Consider the following 19,189-nt stretch of genomic DNA (forward strand, 5'->3'; position numbering starts at 1 on the left):
AGTTTTCTCCTTTTAGATAATAATTATACTCTGAAACTGTTTTTATAGAGTATTAGTTGATAACTGGGTAATAAGGTTGCTAAAATCATTCGGCAAGGGACTTTCTAACTGCAAGTCTTGCTCTAAAAATGGATGATAAAAAGATAGGTAATGGCAATGCAGGGCTTGGCGCTGAATTCCATCGTCTAGACTACCACCGTACAAATCATCTCCCAACAAAGGAAAACCAATATGAGAAAAATGGACTCGGATTTGGTGGGTTCGCCCAGTGTGCAGGCGAATGTCTACCAAATGAATATTCCCATAAGATGCTACAATCTTGTAAGAAGTATGAGCATACTTTCCACCTTTAGCCACCCGTCTAGTGATAATAGAGTCTTCATCACGCGCAATCGGAGCAATAATTTCTCCCTCTTGCTCCAAGTGTCCATCACCTTTAACCAAAGCAAAGTAGCGTTTTTCAATGGACTTCTTCTGCAACTGCTTGTCTAATCGTGCGTGGGCATAGCCGTGCTTAGCAAAGAGCATCAAGCCAGAAGTATCTCTATCAAGCCTAGTCACAATGTGAACCTGCTGATTTTCATAGTTTTGCTTGACGTAGTAACCCTTAATAAAATTGGCAATGGTATTAGAGTGGTTGACACTAGGAATAGAAGCCACTCCATAGGGTTTATTCAAGACTAGAAAATGGTCATCCTCATAGAGAATGTCTAATGGTCTCTCGATAGCTTCTAGAGTTTCAAAACCTTCCTCAGCGGGAATATCAATGGCAACGCGGTCTCCAATGTCCAATAGATACGTCGCATTTTGTGGTTGATCATTGACCAGGATAGCTCCGCCTCGAAACTTAATCTTAGCCAGGAGCCCCTTAGAAACCTCGTGCTTTTTTAAGAAGGTCTTAACCTTGACATGCTCATCTGCGATAAATTCAAACCTCATTCGTCCACCTCTCCGATAAAAGCATCCTTAACTCGGTTCCAGAAACTGGTATGGCTCGGTGATGCGACAAAGTGAATCTTATGATGGTCGATTTGATACTCAATTCGTTCAATATTGCGGAAGGAATAAACGCTATTGTCAACCGAAATAGTATGGTAATCGTTTCTCGTCGGGATAAGTTCAATCTTATCCTTCTTTGGAACAATAATGGACGAACCCAGCGTTCGATAGACACGATTGTTAAGGCTGGCAATTTCCGTTAATTGCAAAGCTTCAATGGTTGGGTGTAAAACAGCTCCACCGAGCGACTTGTTATAGGCTGTACTACCAGTCGGTGTCGAAACTGTTAGCCCATCTCCACGAAAACGTTCAAAGTGGACACCGTTAATCACAACATCCGCCACCATGGTTCGATCAGACCTGCGGATGCTGGCTTCATTTAATGCTCTAAAAATCTTCACTTCACCATTTTCAAGAAAGACCTTCACATTTAGAACAGGGTAAGAGACTCTTGCTCCGGTATCTAGCTGCAAATTAGTCACTAGCTTATCCAACTCAAAATCACGGTAGTCCGTATAGAAGCCCAAATGTCCAGTGTGAACACCAATGAAGCGGACCTTGTCAAGCTGGTTTTCGTACTTATGAAAGGCCGACAAGAGCATACCATCCCCACCGATGGAAATAACGATATCTGGATTGGTATCATTGAGTATAAACTGATTTCTCTTCAAACGATCTCGCAATTCATACAAAACCCTTTGACTCTGCGGTTTTCTATTAGCTATCAGGTCAATTCTTTTACCTGTATTCTTCATCTGTATCGTCACTGTTTCCTACACCATCATTTAATTTTCTACTCAAAGGATCAAAAAGTGCCTGGGCTTCCTGGATATCATCTCGAATTTTACCCATTTCTTCATCCAACTGATGAGCAATCTTGGCTGTAATTTCCAGTCGCTTCTTTATCTCCTCTGGGAAATCCCCTTGGTACTTGTAGTTGAGAGAATGTTCTATCGTTGCCCAGAAATTCATGGCCAAGGTACGTATTTGAATTTCCGCCAAAATGGTTTTAGCACCATTGATAGTGTCAACCGTATATTCTACTACCACATGATAGGAACGATAGCCTGATGCTTTTCGATGAGTAATGTAATCACGCTCCTGTATGATCCGCATATCCTGACGTTTGCGCAAAATTTCCACTACTTCCTTGACGTCATCTACAAACTGGACCATCACACGCAAGCCAGCAATATCCTGCAAATCGTGTTCCAAGGTCGCATAAGTAATGCCACGACGAGCCATTTTTTCCTTGATACTTTCAATCGGCTTGACTCGACCAGTCACAAACTCAATCGGAGAATGCTTATTTTGCTTGCGATATTGCTTACGAATACCACGAAGTTTAATCTTTAACTCACCAACAGCTTGAATGTAAGGATCTAGAAATTCTTCCCATTCTAAGGTCATATATTCTCCCTTGTTCTCATATTATCCTTCAAAAATATCTTTGATTTTTTCTCCAGATTCATATACAATAAATACAATGCTTATTATACCATAAATCCGCTTTCAACGATAAAGAAAAGGTAAGAAAAATGAAACATTTAGAAATTGAATTGAAAACACTCCTGAAAAAAGATGAATATGATCGTCTAAAAGACCAGTTCACAGGTGTCACTCCTGTTCTTCAAAAAAATTACTACATCGACACGCCTGATTTTGAACTGCGAGAAAAGAAGGTTGCTATGCGCATTCGAACTTTTGAAGACTGGGCAGAATTGACACTCAAAGTCCCGCAAAGTGTTGGAAACATGGAGTACAACCAAAAATTGGAACTAACAGATGCTGAAGATTATCTGGCTAAAGAAGAACTTCCTCAGGGACTGGTGCTGGATGAATTGGCTAAACATGGTATCCAAAGTAAAAAATGGCAGGTTCTTGGTTGTCTAACAACTCTTCGCTATGAAATGCAAACACCAATTGGCCTCATGGCACTGGATGAAAGTCAGTACTTTGATATTACAGATTACGAATTAGAGCTTGAGGTGGAAAATCACGAGCAAGGAAAGCAAGATTTCCAGCAATTTTTAGAGAAAAATCAGATTGCTTACCAAAAAGCTCCTTCAAAATTGGTTCGATTTGTCAAAAGCATGAAAAATAGCTGAAATAATCTCTATTTTTTGGTAAAATAGAAAAGATAAAAATACACAAAACCTAGTTCATATATGTAAAGCAGATATAACTCGGTTTTATAAAGTTTACAGAGGACGGTCTATAATGTCAGATAGAAAAAATATGAAACTTTTCGCGCTCAACTCTAACCAAGAGATTGCACAGAAAATTGCTCAAGCTGTTGGTGTCCCACTTGGAAAACTATCATCACGTCAATTTTCAGATGGAGAAATCCAAGTAAATATCGAAGAAAGTGTCCGTGGTTATGATGTGTACATCATCCAATCAACAAGTTTCCCTGTTAACAACCACCTAATGGAATTGCTTATCATGGTCGACGCTTGTGTGCGTGCAAGTGCCCACAGCATCAACGTTGTTCTTCCATATTTTGGCTATGCACGTCAAGACCGCATCGCTTCACCTCGTGAGCCACTTACAGCAAAACTAGTTGCCAATATGCTAGTTAAGGCTGGTGTCGATCGTATCCTTACGCTTGATTTGCATGCCGTTCAGGTTCAAGGCTTCTTTGACATTCCTGTTGATAACCTTTTCACAGTTCCCCTATTTGCAAAACATTATTGCGATAAGGGCTTACTTGGTTCAGATGTTGTTGTTGTTAGCCCTAAGAATTCAGGTGTGAAACGCGCTCGTAGCTTGGCTGAATATCTTGATGCTCCTATCGCCATTATCGACTACCCACAAGACGATGCAACTCGCAACGAAGGTTATATCATCGGTGATGTTGAAGGTAAGAAAGCTATTTTAATTGACGATATCCTTAATACAGGACGTACCTTCTCTGAAGCTGCCAAAATCGTTGAACGTGAAGGAGCTACAGAAATTTATGCTGTTTCTAGCCACGGTCTCTTCGTCGAAGGAGCTGCTGAACTTCTTGACAAAACTAATATTAAAGAAATTCTTGTGACTGATTCAGTAGCAACAAAAGAAAAAACTCCTAAAAACGTATGCTACATCACTGCTAGTGAGTTAATTGGTGATGCCATCGTCCGTATTCACGAAAGAAAACCAGTCAGCCCACTCTTTGCCTACAATAAAAAGAAATAAGGTGATTCTTTGATTTATTTGGACAATGCTGCAACGACTCCCATGTCAGCAGTTGCTATTTCAGCGATGACCAAGGTTATGCAAGAAACCCACGGAAACCCTTCTAGTATTCATGGTCATGGTCGTCAAGCTGGTAAACTCTTGCGAGAAGCCCGTCAGGAACTAGCCCAGTTACTGGGGACAAAACCTCAACATATCTTTTTCACTTCTGGTGGGACTGAAGGCAACAATACTGCCATCATTGGCTACTGCCTTCGTCATCAAGAACAAGGAAAACATATCATCACAACTGCCATTGAGCACCATGCCGTCCTTGAAACAATTGATTACTTGGTTCAACACTTTGGTTTTGAAGCAACCATTATCCAGCCAGAAAATCAAGAAATCACAGCCCAACAAATTCAAAAGGCTTTACGTGACGATACGATTTTGGTTTCTACCATGTTTGCCAATAACGAGACAGGAAACCTACTGCCCATTGCTGAAATTGGCCAAATACTCAAGCAACACCCTGCTGCCTATCATGTCGATGCAGTTCAGGCTATTGGAAAAATCCCTATTCACCCAGAAGAATTGGGCATTGATTTTCTCACTGCTTCGGCACATAAATTCCATGGTCCCAAGGGAATCGGTTTTCTATACGCATCTAGCATGGACTTTGATTCCTATCTACATGGCGGAGATCAAGAACAGAAAAAACGTGCAGGGACTGAAAATTTGGCTGCCATCGTAGGCATGGTTGCAGCCCTAAAAGAAGACCTAGAAAAACAAGAAGAACATTTTCAACATATACAAAATCTAGAAACTGCCTTTCTGGCAGAGCTAGAAGGATTTCAGTATTACCTGAATAGAGGCGAACACCATCTCCCTTATGTTCTCAATATTGGATTTCCTGGCCAGAAAAATGACCTCTTACTCCTTCGGCTAGATTTAGCTGGAATTTCAATCTCTACTGGCTCAGCCTGTACTGCAGGCATTGTCCAATCCAGCCATGTTCTTGAAGCTATGTACGGAGCAAATTCAGAACGCTTGAAGGAATCCGTTCGTATCAGTTTGTCGCCAGAAAATACTGTTGAAGACCTACATACCCTCGCAAAAACCTTAAAAGAAATTATCGGAGGTTAGCCATATGGCATTTGAAAAAACCATTCAGTTAAAAAATTGTCGTTACGACTACACTCTTAGCCCTTCTGTTAAAAAATTCACCCTTAAGGACAATACCTTTTTTGAGACTAAGGTTGGTAACTATGAATTGACTCGCCTTTTGGAAAAAGTTCCGAACAGCGGTGAGGGATTCCAACTCAAAATCATCATTAACAAGGAACTTACAGGTGCTAAAATCAATATCACTGACAAGTTTGGGCTACGCCTAGTTGATATTTTCAAATCAGAAGACCACCACATTCATCAGGAAAAATTCTACTTCCTCATGGATAGCTTGGTAGAACGTGGTGTCTTTACAAAATCAGAAAGATAAAGCCAAAATGTTTGAACTGACCTATAAGGACAGCTATCATGTAGAGCGTACACTCAAATATGAAGATTATGAGGCTCTCATGCTGGCTCTGTCAGGATGTGTGACTCTGCCAGATACACTTTATGTAACTTCTTTGACCTTTAAAGGGCAAGAAGTTTACCAAGGACTTGTCGGAGACCTCTACCGTTTTCTATCACATGCAGATTTTTTACATCAAAACTAAGATTTTTCTTAGTTTTTTCTTGTTTTTGTTGATTTTTTCACAATGTTTCTATAAAATAGAAGAATAGAAAGGTTGTGATTTTGTGAAAGATAAACAGTCTGCTATTCCAAAAGCTACAGCAAAAAGACTCTCTCTCTACTATCGAATTTTTAAGAGATTTCATGCAGAAAAGATTGAACGTGCCAACTCTAAGCAAATTGCAGAGGCTATCGGTATTGATTCCGCGACCGTACGTCGGGATTTTTCCTATTTTGGTGAACTAGGTCGGCGTGGATTTGGCTATGATGTCAAAAAACTGATGACATTTTTTGCCGATTTGCTCAATGATAACTCCATTACCAATGTCATGCTGGTAGGTATTGGCAATATGGGCCATGCCCTTCTCCACTACCGCTTCCACGAGCGTAACAAGATGAAAATTATCATGGCCTTTGACCTAGATGACCATCCCGAAGTCGGTACCCAAACTTCTGATGGAATTCCCATTTACGGGATTTCTCAAATCAAGGATAAAATCAAGGATGCTGATGTGAAGACTGCTATCCTGACTGTTCCTAGCGTTAAATCCCAAGAGGTTGCCAATCTCTTGGTGGATGCTGGCGTAAAAGGGATTCTCAGTTTTTCACCAGTCCATCTTCATTTACCAAAAGACGTGGTCGTTCAATATGTCGATTTGACAAGTGAACTCCAAACTCTCCTCTATTTCATGCGAAAAGAGGATTAGAAAGCGAAAATCATTTTATGAAAAAACCAGTTATTGGGATTACAGGAAACGAAAAAACTCATCCAGATGATGACATCATGATGAGCTACGCAGCAAAAGGCTTTGTTGAGGGCGTTAAAGACGCTGGAGGGATTCCCATCATCCTACCGATTGGTGATCAAGAAATGGCTAGCCACTATATCAGTATGATTGACAAGCTCATCTTGACAGGTGGGCAAAATGTTGATCCAAAATTCTATGGTGAACCAAAAACCATTGATAGCGATGACTACCACCTTCAAAGAGATATCTTCGAACTAGCCCTCATCAAGGAAGCTATTAAACAGCAAAAGCCGATTTTCTCTGTCTGTCGTGGGACTCAACTCTTTAACGTTGCCATGGGCGGAACTCTGTACCAAGATATCGAAGACCACTGGCAGGATTGTTCAGCCGAATACACAACCCAACGCTTGGTGACCGAACCAGATACTGTTCTTCGAGAAATCTATGGAGAAATCTCCCATATCAACTCCTTCCACCACCAGAGTATCAAGGATTTAGCTCCCAACTTAAAGATTGCAGCTCATGATCCTAAAGATGGTATCATTGAAGCTGTCATGAGTACGGATGATGTTGCCTTTCTCGGTGTCCAATGGCACCCAGAATTTCTATTTGAAAATCGTTCCAAAGATAAAAAACTCTTTGACTATGTCATTAATGAACTTTAGATTAAATCCGTCTTTTCACGATAACTAAAGTAACTAGATTGTGAGACAATCAAATGGTCCAAGAGGACAATTCCCATCAGGTCGCAGGCTTCTTTGACAAGTTTTGTAACATGATCATCATTTCGGCTAGGGGCTACCGCTCCTGAAGGATGATTGTGGACCAAGATAAGAGAGGTTGCCATATGCTTGATAGCATAGTGAAGAATCTCTCGCGGCTCAGCGATACTACGAGTTGCAGAACCGATAAAAATGGTCTGTTGATGGATGATTTGATTTTGAGTATTGAGATAGAGCGCCACCAGGTGCTCTTGTTTTTTGTCCCCTAATTCCTGTTGCATCTTCTTAGCCAACTTTTGGCTACTGAGAATACCTTCCATCTCAATGGTCTCATGCTTGTGAATACGATGCCCCAGTTCAATCATTGCTTGTAATTCTATGGCCTTAACGCGCCCGATACCAGATAGGCTCTGCAATTCCTGCAGGGTCATTTTTTTCAAATCCGTTAGGCTTGAAAGATTGCTCAAGACTTTCTGGGCAATTTCAAAAACGCTGGCCTGACGTGTCCCTGTCCTGAGTAGAATAGCTAGCAACTCTTGATTACTGAGCGCTTCTACTCCTTCCTTGGCCAGTCTTTCTCTTGGTAATAGTGAATCTTCTTGGAATGAAATACTGTACATAAAAATCCTCCTCACTTTATTATTCGTGAGAAGGATGAAAAATTAGATTTTTTTCTCAATTGGGGCTACACTAGCTAAAAGTTTTTTCAAACCAACTTCTGGGAAATTGATTTTTAATTCCTGCGTAGCACCGCTACCTGAAACTTCCAGGACAGTTCCCTCTCCCCACTTCTTGTGGAGGGCAATGTCACCAATGGACCAATTTGCCTTGCTAGACGCTGATTTTGCTCCAGCTGTAAATTGACCAAATGGGAGACCACTTGACTGGATAGATTTTGGTGCAGCATTGCGTTTCCGTTCTTGAAGAGCTTGAGCCAAACTCATACCTTGACCAAAGGCAAGACCACCACTGCTATAAGATGCCTTAAAGCTTGTATTGGCTGGGCGCGCCAATCCTTGATACTCAAGCAAGTCTGAACTAATTTCATTAATAAAACGAGTCGGACGATTGTAGTTGGTACGACCAAAAAGCAAGCGTGAGTTGGCATTAGTCAGATAGAGAATTTTCTCTGCACGCGTAATTCCAACATAGGCCAGACGGCGCTCTTCTTCCAATTCATCTTGATCTTCAGCCGCACGGCTAAGCGGAAAGACATTTTCTTCCATCCCAATCAAAAAGACAACTGGAAACTCGAGACCTTTGGCAGCATGCAGGGTCATCAAGGTTACTTCTGATGTCTCCTGACTACCTGAATCTGTGTCCGCAATCAAGGCCAAGTCATTTAAGAAACGACTCAGTTTGTCCAAACCAGTTTCCTCTTCTGGCATATCAGAGGTGTCATCAAAGTTTTTCGTAACAGAAAGGAACTCCTCGATGTTTTCTACCCGAGCCTTGCTTTCTAGAGTCGCTTGGGCATTAAGAATATCAACATAACCTGTTTTTTCTAGAACGGCCTCAACTAACTCAGTAATAGTTAAGTGGTCTAGCTGCTCCCGCAAATCTAACATCATATTTGCAAAATCCCAGATAGACTGGGCTGCCTTACCCTTGATACCAGACAACATAATATTGGCTGAAGCATCTAGCATGGACATGTCTTGCATGTTCGCAAAGTCACGGATTTTCTCAACTGTACCTGGCCCAATTCCACGCTTCGGTTCGTTGATAATGCGCTCAAAACTGATATTGTCACTCAAATTAGCAATAAGATTGAGGTAAGCGATGATATCACGGATTTCCTTACGGCTGTAGAATTTGGTTCCTCCAACCATGGTATAAGGAATATTTGACTTGAGCAAGGCTTCCTCAATAGTACGGGACTGCGCATTAGTACGATAAAGAACTGCAAAATCCTTGTGAAGGAAGTTTTGACTCCGACCAAGTTCATCGATAGTTCTGGCTACAAATACAGCCTCATCTAGCTCATCATTGGCACGATAGTAAACGATTTGTTCCCCATCAGCGTTTTGAGTCCAGAGATTCTTAGGACGGCGGTTTTTGTTATTTTTAATGACCTCGTTGGCCGCTTGAAGAATCGTTTTAGTGGAACGGTAATTCTCCTCCAACAAAACAACCTTGGCTTGGGGATAATCCTTTTCGAAATCCAAGATATTCTGCATATCAGCACCACGCCAACCGTAAATAGACTGGTCCGCATCTCCAACAACACAGATATTTTTAAAACGGGAAGCCAAAAGTTTGACCAATTGGTACTGAGCGTGGTTGGTATCTTGGTACTCATCAACATGGATGTATTGAAACTTCTGTTGATAGTAGGTCAGGACATCAGGATTCTGATCAAAGAGACGCAAGGTCAGCATAATCAAATCATCAAAGTCAACCGACTCCGACTGACGCAATTCTTTTTGGTAAGCCGTGTAACACTGAGCCACGATTTGCGTATACATATCGCCAGCTTGGGAAGCATAAGCCACATCATCAATCAAATCATTCTTAGCATTGGAAATGGTCCCCAAAATAGTTCGTTCATTCCATTTTTTAGGATCCAAGTTCAGCTGCTTGAGAATGCGTTTCATGAGGGTTCGCTGTTCACCAGGATCTACAATTGTGAAATTGCGGTTGTAGCCAATATGGTCCGCATCGCGACGCAGAATACGCACACACATGGAGTGGAAGGTCGCAATCAAACAGTCCTGAGTAGCTGGATTAAGATTATAAGCACGCTCCTTCATCTCACGCGCAGCCTTGTTGGTAAAGGTAATAGCCAAGATATTCCACGGATTGACCATCTTTTCATCAATCAGATAAGCAATACGGTGGGTCAAAACACGAGTCTTTCCAGAACCAGCCCCTGCCATGATTAACAAGGGACCTTCTGTCGTTTGCACCGCCTCAGCCTGACGGTCATTCATTCCATTTAATAATGCGTTCATCTTCTCTTCCTTACTCTTGAAGTCAATATTTCTATTATATCAGAATTCAGGGAAAATATCTTTACCTAGATTGATTGCGTCTAGAAGGCAACTTCTTATATCTAGATAAAAAATGAGCTTGGATAGTATTTCCAAACTCATTTTTTACTCAATGAAAATCGAAGTGCAAACTAGGAAGCTAGCCGCAGGCTGTACTTGAGTACGGTAAGGTGAAGCTGACGTGGTTTGAATTTGATTTTCGAAGAATATAAAGTCAATTACAATATACTAGAACAATCCTAGAACTGTTCCATCACTTTCAACATCCATGTTGAGAGCTGCTGGACGTTTTGGTAGGCCTGGCATGGTCATGACATCGCCAGTTAAGGCAACGATAAAGCCTGCACCTAATTTTGGCACCAATTCGCGAATGGTAATTTCAAAGTTTTCAGGTGCTCCAAGGGCATTTGGATTATCTGAGAAACTGTATTGAGTTTTAGCCATACAGATTGGCAATTTGTCCCAACCGTTTTGAACGATTTGAGCGATTTGTGTTTGAGCTTTCTTCTCAAAGTTCACTTTACTACCACGGTAGATTTCAGTGACAATCTTTTCAATCTTTTCTTGGACAGAAATGTCATTGTCATACAAACGTTTATAGTTAGATGGGTTTTCAGCGATAGTCTTGACAACTGTTTCAGCAAGAGCTACTCCACCTTCCGCACCATCAGCCCAGACACTTGCCAACTCAACTGGTACATCGATTGAGGCACAAAGTTCTTTCAAGGCTACAATTTCAGCTTCTGTATCAGAAACAAATTCATTGATTGCTACAACTGCAGGTACTCCAAATTTACGGATATTTTCAACGTGGCGTTTCAAGTTAGCAAAACCTGCACGAACTGCTTCTACGTTTTCTTCAGTAAGAGCGTCTTTAGCCACACCACCATTCATCTTAAGGGCACGAAGGGTTGCAACAATGACAACTGCATCTGGAGATGTTGGCAAGTTTGGTGTCTTGATATCAAGGAATTTTTCAGCACCAAGGTCCGCACCAAAACCAGCTTCAGTAACTGTGTAATCAGCCAAGTGAAGGGCTGTGCTTGTTGCCAAGACTGAATTACATCCGTGAGCAATATTGGCAAATGGACCACCGTGTACAAAGGCAGGTGTACCGTAAATTGTCTGAACCAGGTTCGGTTTAATAGCATCCTTCAAAATCAAAGCCAAGGCACCTTCAACCTGCAAATCACCTACAGAAACTGGTGTACGGTCGTAACGATAACCAATAACGATATTCGCCAAACGACGTTTCAAGTCCTCGATGTCCGTTGCCAAGCAAAGAATTGCCATGATCTCTGAAGCAACTGTAATGTCAAAGCCATCCTCACGTGGAATACCATTTAGAGGACCACCAAGTCCAACTGTCACATGGCGAAGAGCACGATCATTCAAGTCCACAACACGTTTCCAAAGGATACGACGTTGGTCAATTCCCAACTCATTTCCTTGATGCAAGTGGTTGTCAATCAAGGCAGAAAGCGCATTGTTGGCAGTTGTAATGGCATGCATGTCCCCAGTAAAGTGAAGGTTAATGTCCTCCATTGGCAGGACTTGGGCATAACCACCACCAGCAGCACCCCCCTTAATACCCATTACTGGACCAAGAGATGGTTCGCGAATAGCAATCATAGTTTTCTTGCCAATCTTATTCAAGGCATCCGCAAGACCAATGGTAATGGTTGATTTTCCTTCACCTGCAGGTGTTGGGTTGATGGCAGTAACCAGAATCAATTTTCCAACTGGATTGCTCTCAACTGCACGAATTTTATCAAAGCTGAGCTTAGCCTTGTACTTTCCGTACAACTCCAAATCGTCGTAAGAAATACCAAGTTTCTCTACAACATCAACGATTGGCTTCAGCTCAATACTCTGTGCGATTTCAATATCTGTTTTCATTCAAAACTCCTCTAACCTCTTATATGATAATTCATTATATCACAAAACAAGATTTTTAACATCCAAAAACTCTCTAAACGTTCGTAAATATCCCTGTTTTTAAGGTTTTTAGAGTCCTTTCTTAAATTTTATATGGCTTTATAGTTTGAAACTATATTCTTTCCTTTTACCAAAATTTTATCACTTTCATTTTACTTACCGTTTATTTTTGTGTACAATAGTGCTATGAAAATTTTAGTTACATCGGGCGGTACCAGTGAAGCTATTGATAGCGTCCGCTCTATCACTAATCATTCCACAGGTCGCTTGGGCAAAATCATCACAGAAACTTTGCTTGCTGCAGGGCATGAAGTTTGTTTGATAACAACAAAACGAGCCGTGAAGCCAGAAGCCCATCCCAACCTAAGCATTCGAGAAATTAACAATACCAAGAACCTTCTTCTGGAAATGAAAGAACGTGTTGCAGATTATCAGGTTTTGATTCACTCAATGGCGGTGTCCGATTACACTCCTGTCTATATGACAGGGGTTGAGGAAGTTCAATCTAGTTCCAATTTGGAAGAATTTTTAAGCAAGCAAAATCATCAAGCTAAGATTTCTTCAGCTGACGAGGTTCAGGTTTTGTTCCTAAAAAAGACACCCAAAATCATCTCTCTAGTCAAGGAATGGAATCCTGCTATTCATCTGATTGGTTTCAAACTGCTGGTTGATGTCTCTGAGGATTATCTCATCGAGATTGCCAGAAAAAGTCTTATCAAGAACAAAGCAGACTTGATTATCGCAAATGACCTGACTCAAATTTCAGCAAACCAGCATCGTGCTATCTTTGTTGAGAAAAATCAGCTTCAAACAGTCCAGACTAAAGAAGAAATTGCAAAACTCCTCCTTGAAAAAATTCAAGCCTATCATTCATAGAAAGGAAAGCTATGGCAAACATTCTCTTGGCTGTAACGGGCTCAATCGCCTCTTACAAGTCGGCAGATTTAGTCAATTCTCTAAAAAAACAAGGCCATCAAGTTACTGTTTTAATGACCCAGGCTGCTACAGAGTTTATTCAACCTTTGACACTACAGGTACTCTCTCAGAATCCTGTCCACTTAGATGTCATGAAGGAACCCTATCCTGCTCAAGTCAATCATATCGAACTTGGAAAAAAGGCGGATGTATTCATCGTGGCCCCTGCAACTGCTAACACTATTGCAAAACTAGCCCACGGCTTTGCGGACAACATGGTGACCAGTACGGCTCTAGCCTTGCCAAGTCATATCCCAAAACTCATCGCACCAGCAATGAATACAAAAATGTATGACCATCCGGCAACTCAGGCTAATCTGAAAACATTAGAAAGCTACGGCTATCAGCTGATTGCTCCTAAGGAATCCCTACTAGCTTGTGGCGACCATGGACGAGGAGCTTTAGCCGACCTCACAATTATTTTAGAAAGAATAAAGGAAACTATCGATGAAAAAACGCTCTAACATTGCACCTATTGCTATCTTTTTTGCAACCATGCTCGTGATACACTTTCTGAGCTCACTTATCTTTAACCTTTTTCCATTCCCAATCAAACCGACTATCGTTCATATTCCTGTCATTATTGCCAGCATTATCTACGGTCCACGAGTTGGGGTTACACTTGGATTTTTGATGGGGCTACTTAGCTTAACTGTTAACACGATTACAATTCTACCGACAAGCTACCTCTTCTCCCCATTTGTACCAAACGGAAACATATACTCAGCTATCATTGCTATCGTCCCACGTATTTTGATTGGTTTAACTCCTTATCTAGTCTATAAACTGATGAAAAATAAAACTGGTCTTATTTTAGCTGGTGCCCTTGGTTCACTTACCAACACAGTCTTTGTACTTGGTGGAATTTTCTACCTTTTTGGAAATGTCTTTGATGGTAATATCCAAAAACTCCTAGCAACTGTTATCTCAACAAACTCCATTGCCGAATTAGTCATTTCCGCAGTTCTAACCCTAGCCATTGTTCCAAGACTACAGACTTTGAAAAAATAAAAACAATCTCCACTTTCAAGCTTGAAGGTGGAGATTTTGCTCTATACAGTTTCTTTTTAGTGAAATCTTTACCAACTTTTAACTAAAAAACGACCTATAAACCCAAGTAAATCCTTGCTTTATTGTCTTGTTTATTATACTATACTAGTGTATATACAGTTAAAAGGAGATTCTTATGAATACACGGAAAAAGACACAATTTATGACAATGACTGCCCTCTTAACGGCTATTGCAATTTTAATTCCAATTGTTATGCCTTTCAAGATCGTCATTCCACCTGCTTCTTACACTTTGGGGAGTCACATCGCTATTTTTATTGCCATGTTCTTGTCGCCCTTGATGGCAGTTTTTGTCATCCTAGCCTCTAGTTTTGGATTTTTGATGGCTGGCTATCCCATGGTTATCGTTTTTCGAGCTTTTTCCCATATCTTTTTTGGTACTTTGGGGGCTCTTTACCTACAAAAATTCCCAGATACACTAGATAAACCAAAATCTTCCTGGATTTTTAACTTTGTTTTAGCACTTATCCATGCCCTTGCTGAAGTATTGGCCTGTGTCGTTTTCTACGCAACTTCTGGTACCAATGTAGAAAATATGTTTTATGTTCTATTTGTACTAGTTGGATTTGGCACAATTATACATAGTATGGTAGACTATACATTAGCACTAGCTGTCTATAAAGTGCTTCGAAAACGCCGTTAAAAGGAAAAGCTATGACAAAAGATCGCAAACAAGCTCTGCTCCAACTCTTGAAAGAAGCTCCTAAAGCCCTTAATGGCCAAAGTTTGGCGGAACATTTTCATGTCACACGTCAGGTCATTGTGCAGGACATTGCAATTTTGAGAGCCGATGGCGCTCCTATCCTATCTACTAATCGTGGCTACGTCTATAAGCAAATTGATACCAATCCTTATGTCCATAAACTTTTCAAGGTGAAACATGAAGTTGAAGAAATCGGTCAAGAACTCCTTGCTATCGTCGATAATGGAGGGCGTGTCCAGAATACTTTGATTGACCATCCCGTTTATGGAGAAATTGAAACCTTGCTTAAACTGTCTTGCCGCAGAGATGTTCAACATTTTCTAGAACAAGTCGAGCATTCTGATTTTAAACCTTTATCTGAATTGACAGATGGTGTCCATTACCACCTAGTCGAAGCCGAAACGCAACAAGACCTCCACTATATCGAGGAGGCCTTGGATCAGCTAGGTTATTTAGTAAAGGATTAGAAAATTTTCTTTTCCCAATCGTCTTCTGTACGGCGAGGGTAGAAAAATTCAGATTTGTCCGATGCTTCCATCATCTCCATCAAAGGTAGCATATCATAGGCCAGATCCAAGTTTGGAATCTGGCCTTTTTGCACCCAAGAAACTTCTCCTTCATCTGAAGAGCGAAGGGTACCAGAGAACTCAGTTGCCTTATAACAAACGACAATATAGCGCCCACCTGTATCTAGTGGCCAATTTTTAATGCCGACAAGTTGAGGATTTTGGATAGTCAACCCTGTTTCTTCATAGATTTCACGAATGACAGACTCTGCGAAAGATTCGCCATTTTCTACATGGCCTCCTGGAAAGGCATAACCGGACCAGCGATTAGTTTCAGGAGCGCGATACTGCATCACCACGCGCTGAGCTTCGAGATCTTCAATCAGACAAATATTTGTTAAAATCGTTAATTGTGCTCGAGACATAAATTTACTCACTTTCTAATTTATTAAATTTTTAGACTTGGTACCAGTACCATTAGCTTCTACTTTTTAAAATTATTTAGAATAGAATACCATCCGTTTTTCATTTATGGGCTTTCCAAGTTCAAGTATCTTTTCTTGTTCATCAAAAGTAAAGCCCATTTTTTGATAGAAAGCAATTGCGCGCTTATTATCTTTCAATACCCATAAGAAAATTTCAGAAAAATGATTAAGAGCAATCAAAGCTGCTTTTATTAACTTTTGTGCAATACCTTTTCCATAATAGTCTTTTAAAACATATAAGGCAATAATTTCGCCAGCTTTAATAGTCTCATCACGAAAGTTTCCATAACTGATAAAACCAACTACCTTCATGCCATCCATCGCGATCAATGTATTTTCTGGATATTTTTGACTAAAGAATCGACATCTTTCTAGTGTCATCGTCTCCTGAAATTCTGCAGGTAAAAGGTCATCATAAGCCTCTCTCCACGTCTGCCAGTGAACGAGGGACTTACCTTCTATTTCTTCAGGAGTTTCCATTGATTTGATAATAACCGTCATTTATTTTCTTCTCCTTAATTCAACACCCTGACTTCCTTTGCTACTTTTTGTAGAAATTTTTGTCTTGTTGAACTTGTATTTACTTCACGGCCTAACTCTCCCAAGATTGAAACCCTCTTTGTTTTTATGCCACAGTGATTCAATACAGCATTCTTTAATACTGATATTCCATAACTGTCTGGAATGTTAATCGGACCTGAAAATACTGTGTACCACCAAGTTGGTGCCATGGAGGTTGCATAGATACTAGCTGTTTTTCCTTTTAGTAATTTTTTGAACTGTTTACCTCTCAAGTAGTTCAAAATAAAGCTTCCACGATTATTTGCGGAGTATGCAATGCCTGGCGTAAAAACACGATCAATCCACCCCTTCAATAGACTAGGCATGCTACTCCACCAAATAGGATAAACAAAAATGAAATGATCTGCCCACTGGATTAATTCTTGAGAGCGTAGAATAAACGGATTGTCCTCCATTCTTTGTCGATAACCATAACGTAAAACAGGATCAAACTCTTCCTCATTAAGATTAATCACTTCAAGTTCATGTCTCTTTGAGTCTATACTTTCTACAATCGTTTGAAAAATTGCTTGACAGTAGCTTTCTTTATCAGGATGTCCATTGATAACTAAAATATTCATAAAATTCCCCTAATCCAAGGCCTTCACTTCCAGCATCATATCGCGGATCTGAGCTGCGAGTTCAAAGTCAAGCACTTCGACGGCTTCTTGCATTTGTTTTTCTAGTTTCTTGACGAGTTCTTTGCGTTCTTGTTTGTTGAGGCTATTGATATCGACTTCCTTGTCTTCTTCCTTAGCAACCGCCTTGGTCACAGCAATCAGGTCACGGATTTCTTTCTTGATTGTCTGAGGCACGATACCATGATCTTCATTATAAGCCATCTGGATTTTGCGACGACGGGCCGTTTCATCCATAGCACGTTGCATAGACTGAGTCACAGTGTCCGCATACATGATGACATGGCCTTCGCTATTACGGGCAGCACGTCCAATGGTCTGGATGAGTCCACGCTCGTTACGAAGGAAACCTTCCTTGTCAGCATCAAGAATGGCTACGAGACTCACTTCAGGTACGTCAATCCCTTCACGGAGCAGGTTAATTCCGACCAAGACATCAAAGACACCCAAACGCAGATCTCGGATAATCTCTGTTCGCTCTAAAGTCTTGATATCCGAGTGCATGTACTTGACCTTGATGCCCATTTCTTTAAAGTAGTCGGTTAAATCTTCTGCCATTTTCTTGGTTAAAGTGGTAATAAAGGTACGCTCATTCTTCTCAACACGGGCATTGATTTCACCTAAGAGGTCATCAATCTGTCCCATTGTCGGACGGACTTCCACTTCAGGATCTAGAAGCCCTGTCGGACGAATAATTTGCTCAATCACTGTCTGAGTCTGTTCATTTTCATAATCACCTGGTGTCGCTGAAACGTAAACAATCTGATGAACGTGACTCTCAAACTCTTCACGACGGAGAGGTCGATTGTCCAAAGCTGATGGCAAACGGAAACCATAATTAACCAGCATTTCCTTACGAGAACGGTCTCCATTGTACATACCCTTGATTTGTCCCATGGTCATGTGACTCTCGTCAATCATGATTAAGAAATCATCTGGGAAGAAGTCGAGAAGCGTATAAGGAGGCTCACCTTCGCTACGACCATCCATGTGGCGTGAATAGTTTTCAACCCCGTTGGTATAGCCCATCTCACGGAGCATTTCGATATCATACTCAGTCCTCTGTTTCAAGCGTTGCGCTTCAAGCAATTTACCTTCCTTTTCAAAGACAACTAGTTGCTCTTCTAATTCTGCTTGAATCTTGGCAATAGCAACTTCCATATGGTCGTCATTGGTCACAAAGTGAGTCGCAGGGAAAATCGCCAAATGATCCACTTCTCCCAAGACCTGACCTGTCAAAGCTTCAACCTCACGAATACGGTCAATTTCGTCTCCAAAAAATTCTACTCGAAAGGCATGCTCATCACGAGAGGCTGGGAAAATCTCCACTACATCCCCACGCACACGAAATCTTCCTCGTTGGAAATCAATATCATTTCGCTCAAACTGGATGTCAACTAAGTTATTCAGGAGTTTATCACGAGAAATTTCAAGACCAGGACGGAGACTAACGACACTATCAGCGTATTCCTTGGGCGAACCCAAACCATAGATACAAGAAACGGAAGCTACGACGATAACATCATTGCGCTCCAGAAGGGACGAAGTCGCTGAGTGTCGGAGCTTGTCAATCTCGTCATTGACAGAGCTATCCTTTTCAATATAGGTATCACTAGAAGGGACATAGGCCTCAGGTTGGTAATAATCATAGTAAGATACGAAGTACTCAACAGCATTTTCAGGGAAAAATTCCTTAAATTCTCCATAGAGCTGTCCTGCCAGAGTCTTATTGTGGGCGATGACCAGAGTTGGTTTATTGACTTTGGAAATGACCTGACTCATGGTATAGGTCTTTCCTGTACCAGTCGCCCCCATCAGAATCTGAGCTTTTTCTCCCCCCTCGATATTATCAACCAACTGCTCAATAGCTTGAGGTTGGTCTCCTGAAGGTTGATATTTTGATACTAGTTTAAATTGATTATCTGTAATGCGATTGATCATAAGAATCCTCT

22 protein-coding genes are annotated in these 19,189 nt (G+C 41.0%); 12 read left to right on the plus strand and 10 right to left on the minus strand.

Going from position 1 to position 19,189, the window contains the following annotated elements; translation table 11 throughout:
- Nucleotides 1-42: 42 nt before the first annotated feature.
- The 3 genes from PAN07_RS00470 to PAN07_RS00480 are packed head-to-tail and all read right to left on the minus strand — an operon-like array spanning nucleotide 43 to nucleotide 2,409.
- Nucleotides 43-939, minus strand: coding sequence for an RluA family pseudouridine synthase (locus PAN07_RS00470; RefSeq protein WP_001209983.1), 897 nt, complete (start codon nucleotides 937-939; stop codon nucleotides 43-45).
- Entirely contained in the window at nucleotides 936-1,754 is an 819-nt protein-coding gene (locus tag PAN07_RS00475; RefSeq protein ID WP_000799056.1) for an NAD kinase, read from the minus strand. Before PAN07_RS00475 ends, PAN07_RS00470 begins: the two co-directional genes overlap by 4 nt.
- The gene (locus PAN07_RS00480) at nucleotides 1,738-2,409 is read right to left on the minus strand and encodes a GTP pyrophosphokinase family protein (RefSeq protein WP_000171682.1); all 672 of its coding nucleotides are present in this window, start codon (nucleotides 2,407-2,409) and stop codon (nucleotides 1,738-1,740) included. Before PAN07_RS00480 ends, PAN07_RS00475 begins: the two co-directional genes overlap by 17 nt.
- Before the next feature lie 128 nt (nucleotides 2,410-2,537).
- On the opposite strand from PAN07_RS00480, the gene PAN07_RS00485 reads away from it, so the two are divergent.
- The 7 genes from PAN07_RS00485 (at nucleotide 2,538) to PAN07_RS00515 (ending at nucleotide 7,310) form a co-directional block, all read left to right on the plus strand.
- Nucleotides 2,538-3,107 (plus strand): CYTH domain-containing protein, encoded by a 570-nt coding sequence (locus PAN07_RS00485; RefSeq protein ID WP_084863410.1) that lies wholly within the window; start codon nucleotides 2,538-2,540, stop codon nucleotides 3,105-3,107.
- A 112-nt stretch (nucleotides 3,108-3,219) separates the two neighbouring features.
- Entirely contained in the window at nucleotides 3,220-4,179 is a 960-nt protein-coding gene (locus PAN07_RS00490) for a ribose-phosphate diphosphokinase (protein ID WP_004260180.1), read from the plus strand.
- A 9-nt stretch (nucleotides 4,180-4,188) separates the two neighbouring features.
- Nucleotides 4,189-5,304 (plus strand): cysteine desulfurase family protein, encoded by a 1,116-nt coding sequence (locus PAN07_RS00495; protein ID WP_084863408.1) that lies wholly within the window; start codon nucleotides 4,189-4,191, stop codon nucleotides 5,302-5,304.
- Nucleotides 5,305-5,308: 4 nt separating this feature from the next.
- Nucleotides 5,309-5,656, plus strand: a complete 348-nt coding sequence (locus PAN07_RS00500) for a DUF1831 domain-containing protein (protein ID WP_000863540.1) — start codon at nucleotides 5,309-5,311, stop codon at nucleotides 5,654-5,656.
- Between the two features lie 7 nt (nucleotides 5,657-5,663).
- On the plus strand, nucleotides 5,664-5,879 hold the full coding sequence (locus PAN07_RS00505) for a DUF4649 family protein (protein ID WP_000462491.1): 216 nt from the start codon (nucleotides 5,664-5,666) through the stop codon (nucleotides 5,877-5,879).
- Nucleotides 5,880-5,961: 82 nt separating this feature from the next.
- Nucleotides 5,962-6,603, plus strand: coding sequence for a redox-sensing transcriptional repressor Rex (locus tag PAN07_RS00510; RefSeq protein ID WP_084863404.1), 642 nt, complete (start codon nucleotides 5,962-5,964; stop codon nucleotides 6,601-6,603).
- A 17-nt stretch (nucleotides 6,604-6,620) separates the two neighbouring features.
- On the plus strand, nucleotides 6,621-7,310 hold the full coding sequence (locus PAN07_RS00515; RefSeq protein ID WP_084863402.1) for a gamma-glutamyl-gamma-aminobutyrate hydrolase family protein: 690 nt from the start codon (nucleotides 6,621-6,623) through the stop codon (nucleotides 7,308-7,310).
- On the opposite strand, the gene radC is transcribed toward PAN07_RS00515, so the two are convergent.
- The 3 genes from radC to PAN07_RS00530 all read right to left on the minus strand — a co-directional run bounded on the left by radC (nucleotide 7,307) and on the right by PAN07_RS00530 (nucleotide 12,259).
- Nucleotides 7,307-7,987 (minus strand): DNA repair protein RadC, encoded by a 681-nt coding sequence (radC, locus tag PAN07_RS00520; protein ID WP_049546591.1) that lies wholly within the window; start codon nucleotides 7,985-7,987, stop codon nucleotides 7,307-7,309. The genes PAN07_RS00515 and radC overlap by 4 nt on opposite strands.
- 42 nt (nucleotides 7,988-8,029) lie before the next feature.
- Complete coding sequence (pcrA, locus tag PAN07_RS00525) at nucleotides 8,030-10,321, minus strand: DNA helicase PcrA (RefSeq protein WP_084863401.1); 2,292 nt, start codon at nucleotides 10,319-10,321, stop codon at nucleotides 8,030-8,032.
- A gap of 267 nt (nucleotides 10,322-10,588) precedes the next feature.
- Nucleotides 10,589-12,259: a formate--tetrahydrofolate ligase gene (locus PAN07_RS00530; RefSeq protein ID WP_084863399.1), complete on the minus strand. Its 1,671-nt coding sequence runs from the start codon at nucleotides 12,257-12,259 to the stop codon at nucleotides 10,589-10,591.
- A 225-nt stretch (nucleotides 12,260-12,484) separates the two neighbouring features.
- Between PAN07_RS00530 and coaB the strand changes: the two genes are divergently transcribed.
- From coaB to PAN07_RS00555, 5 genes are all read left to right on the plus strand, one after another.
- A complete protein-coding gene (gene coaB, locus PAN07_RS00535; RefSeq protein ID WP_084863397.1) occupies nucleotides 12,485-13,174 on the plus strand; it encodes a phosphopantothenate--cysteine ligase in 690 nt (229 codons plus the stop codon).
- An 11-nt stretch (nucleotides 13,175-13,185) separates the two neighbouring features.
- Nucleotides 13,186-13,737: a phosphopantothenoylcysteine decarboxylase gene (gene coaC, locus PAN07_RS00540; RefSeq protein WP_084863395.1), complete on the plus strand. Its 552-nt coding sequence runs from the start codon at nucleotides 13,186-13,188 to the stop codon at nucleotides 13,735-13,737.
- Nucleotides 13,721-14,284 (plus strand): ECF transporter S component, encoded by a 564-nt coding sequence (locus PAN07_RS00545; RefSeq protein WP_000747412.1) that lies wholly within the window; start codon nucleotides 13,721-13,723, stop codon nucleotides 14,282-14,284. The genes coaC and PAN07_RS00545 overlap by 17 nt, the downstream gene beginning before the upstream one ends.
- A 175-nt stretch (nucleotides 14,285-14,459) precedes the next feature.
- Nucleotides 14,460-14,987, plus strand: coding sequence for an ECF transporter S component (locus tag PAN07_RS00550; RefSeq protein ID WP_001097396.1), 528 nt, complete (start codon nucleotides 14,460-14,462; stop codon nucleotides 14,985-14,987).
- Between the two features lie 11 nt (nucleotides 14,988-14,998).
- Nucleotides 14,999-15,514 carry a transcription repressor NadR gene (locus PAN07_RS00555; RefSeq protein WP_000159185.1) on the plus strand — a complete coding sequence of 172 codons (516 nt, stop codon included), beginning with the start codon at nucleotides 14,999-15,001 and terminating at the stop codon, nucleotides 15,512-15,514.
- On the opposite strand, the gene PAN07_RS00560 is transcribed toward PAN07_RS00555, so the two are convergent.
- The 4 genes from PAN07_RS00560 to uvrB form a co-directional block, all read right to left on the minus strand.
- The gene (locus PAN07_RS00560; RefSeq protein ID WP_084863394.1) at nucleotides 15,511-15,978 is read right to left on the minus strand and encodes an 8-oxo-dGTP diphosphatase; all 468 of its coding nucleotides are present in this window, start codon (nucleotides 15,976-15,978) and stop codon (nucleotides 15,511-15,513) included. The two genes, PAN07_RS00555 and PAN07_RS00560, sit on opposite strands and share 4 nt — an antisense overlap.
- Nucleotides 15,979-16,050: 72 nt before the next feature.
- On the minus strand, nucleotides 16,051-16,539 hold the full coding sequence (locus tag PAN07_RS00565) for a GNAT family N-acetyltransferase (protein WP_084863392.1): 489 nt from the start codon (nucleotides 16,537-16,539) through the stop codon (nucleotides 16,051-16,053).
- A 14-nt stretch (nucleotides 16,540-16,553) separates the two neighbouring features.
- On the minus strand, nucleotides 16,554-17,180 hold the full coding sequence (locus PAN07_RS00570) for an NAD(P)H-dependent oxidoreductase (protein ID WP_084863391.1): 627 nt from the start codon (nucleotides 17,178-17,180) through the stop codon (nucleotides 16,554-16,556).
- Between the two features lie 9 nt (nucleotides 17,181-17,189).
- Nucleotides 17,190-19,178, minus strand: coding sequence for an excinuclease ABC subunit UvrB (gene uvrB / locus PAN07_RS00575; protein ID WP_269796699.1), 1,989 nt, complete (start codon nucleotides 19,176-19,178; stop codon nucleotides 17,190-17,192).
- Nucleotides 19,179-19,189 lie beyond the last annotated feature (11 nt).

This window comes from Streptococcus sp. SM5, from assembly GCF_027497975.1.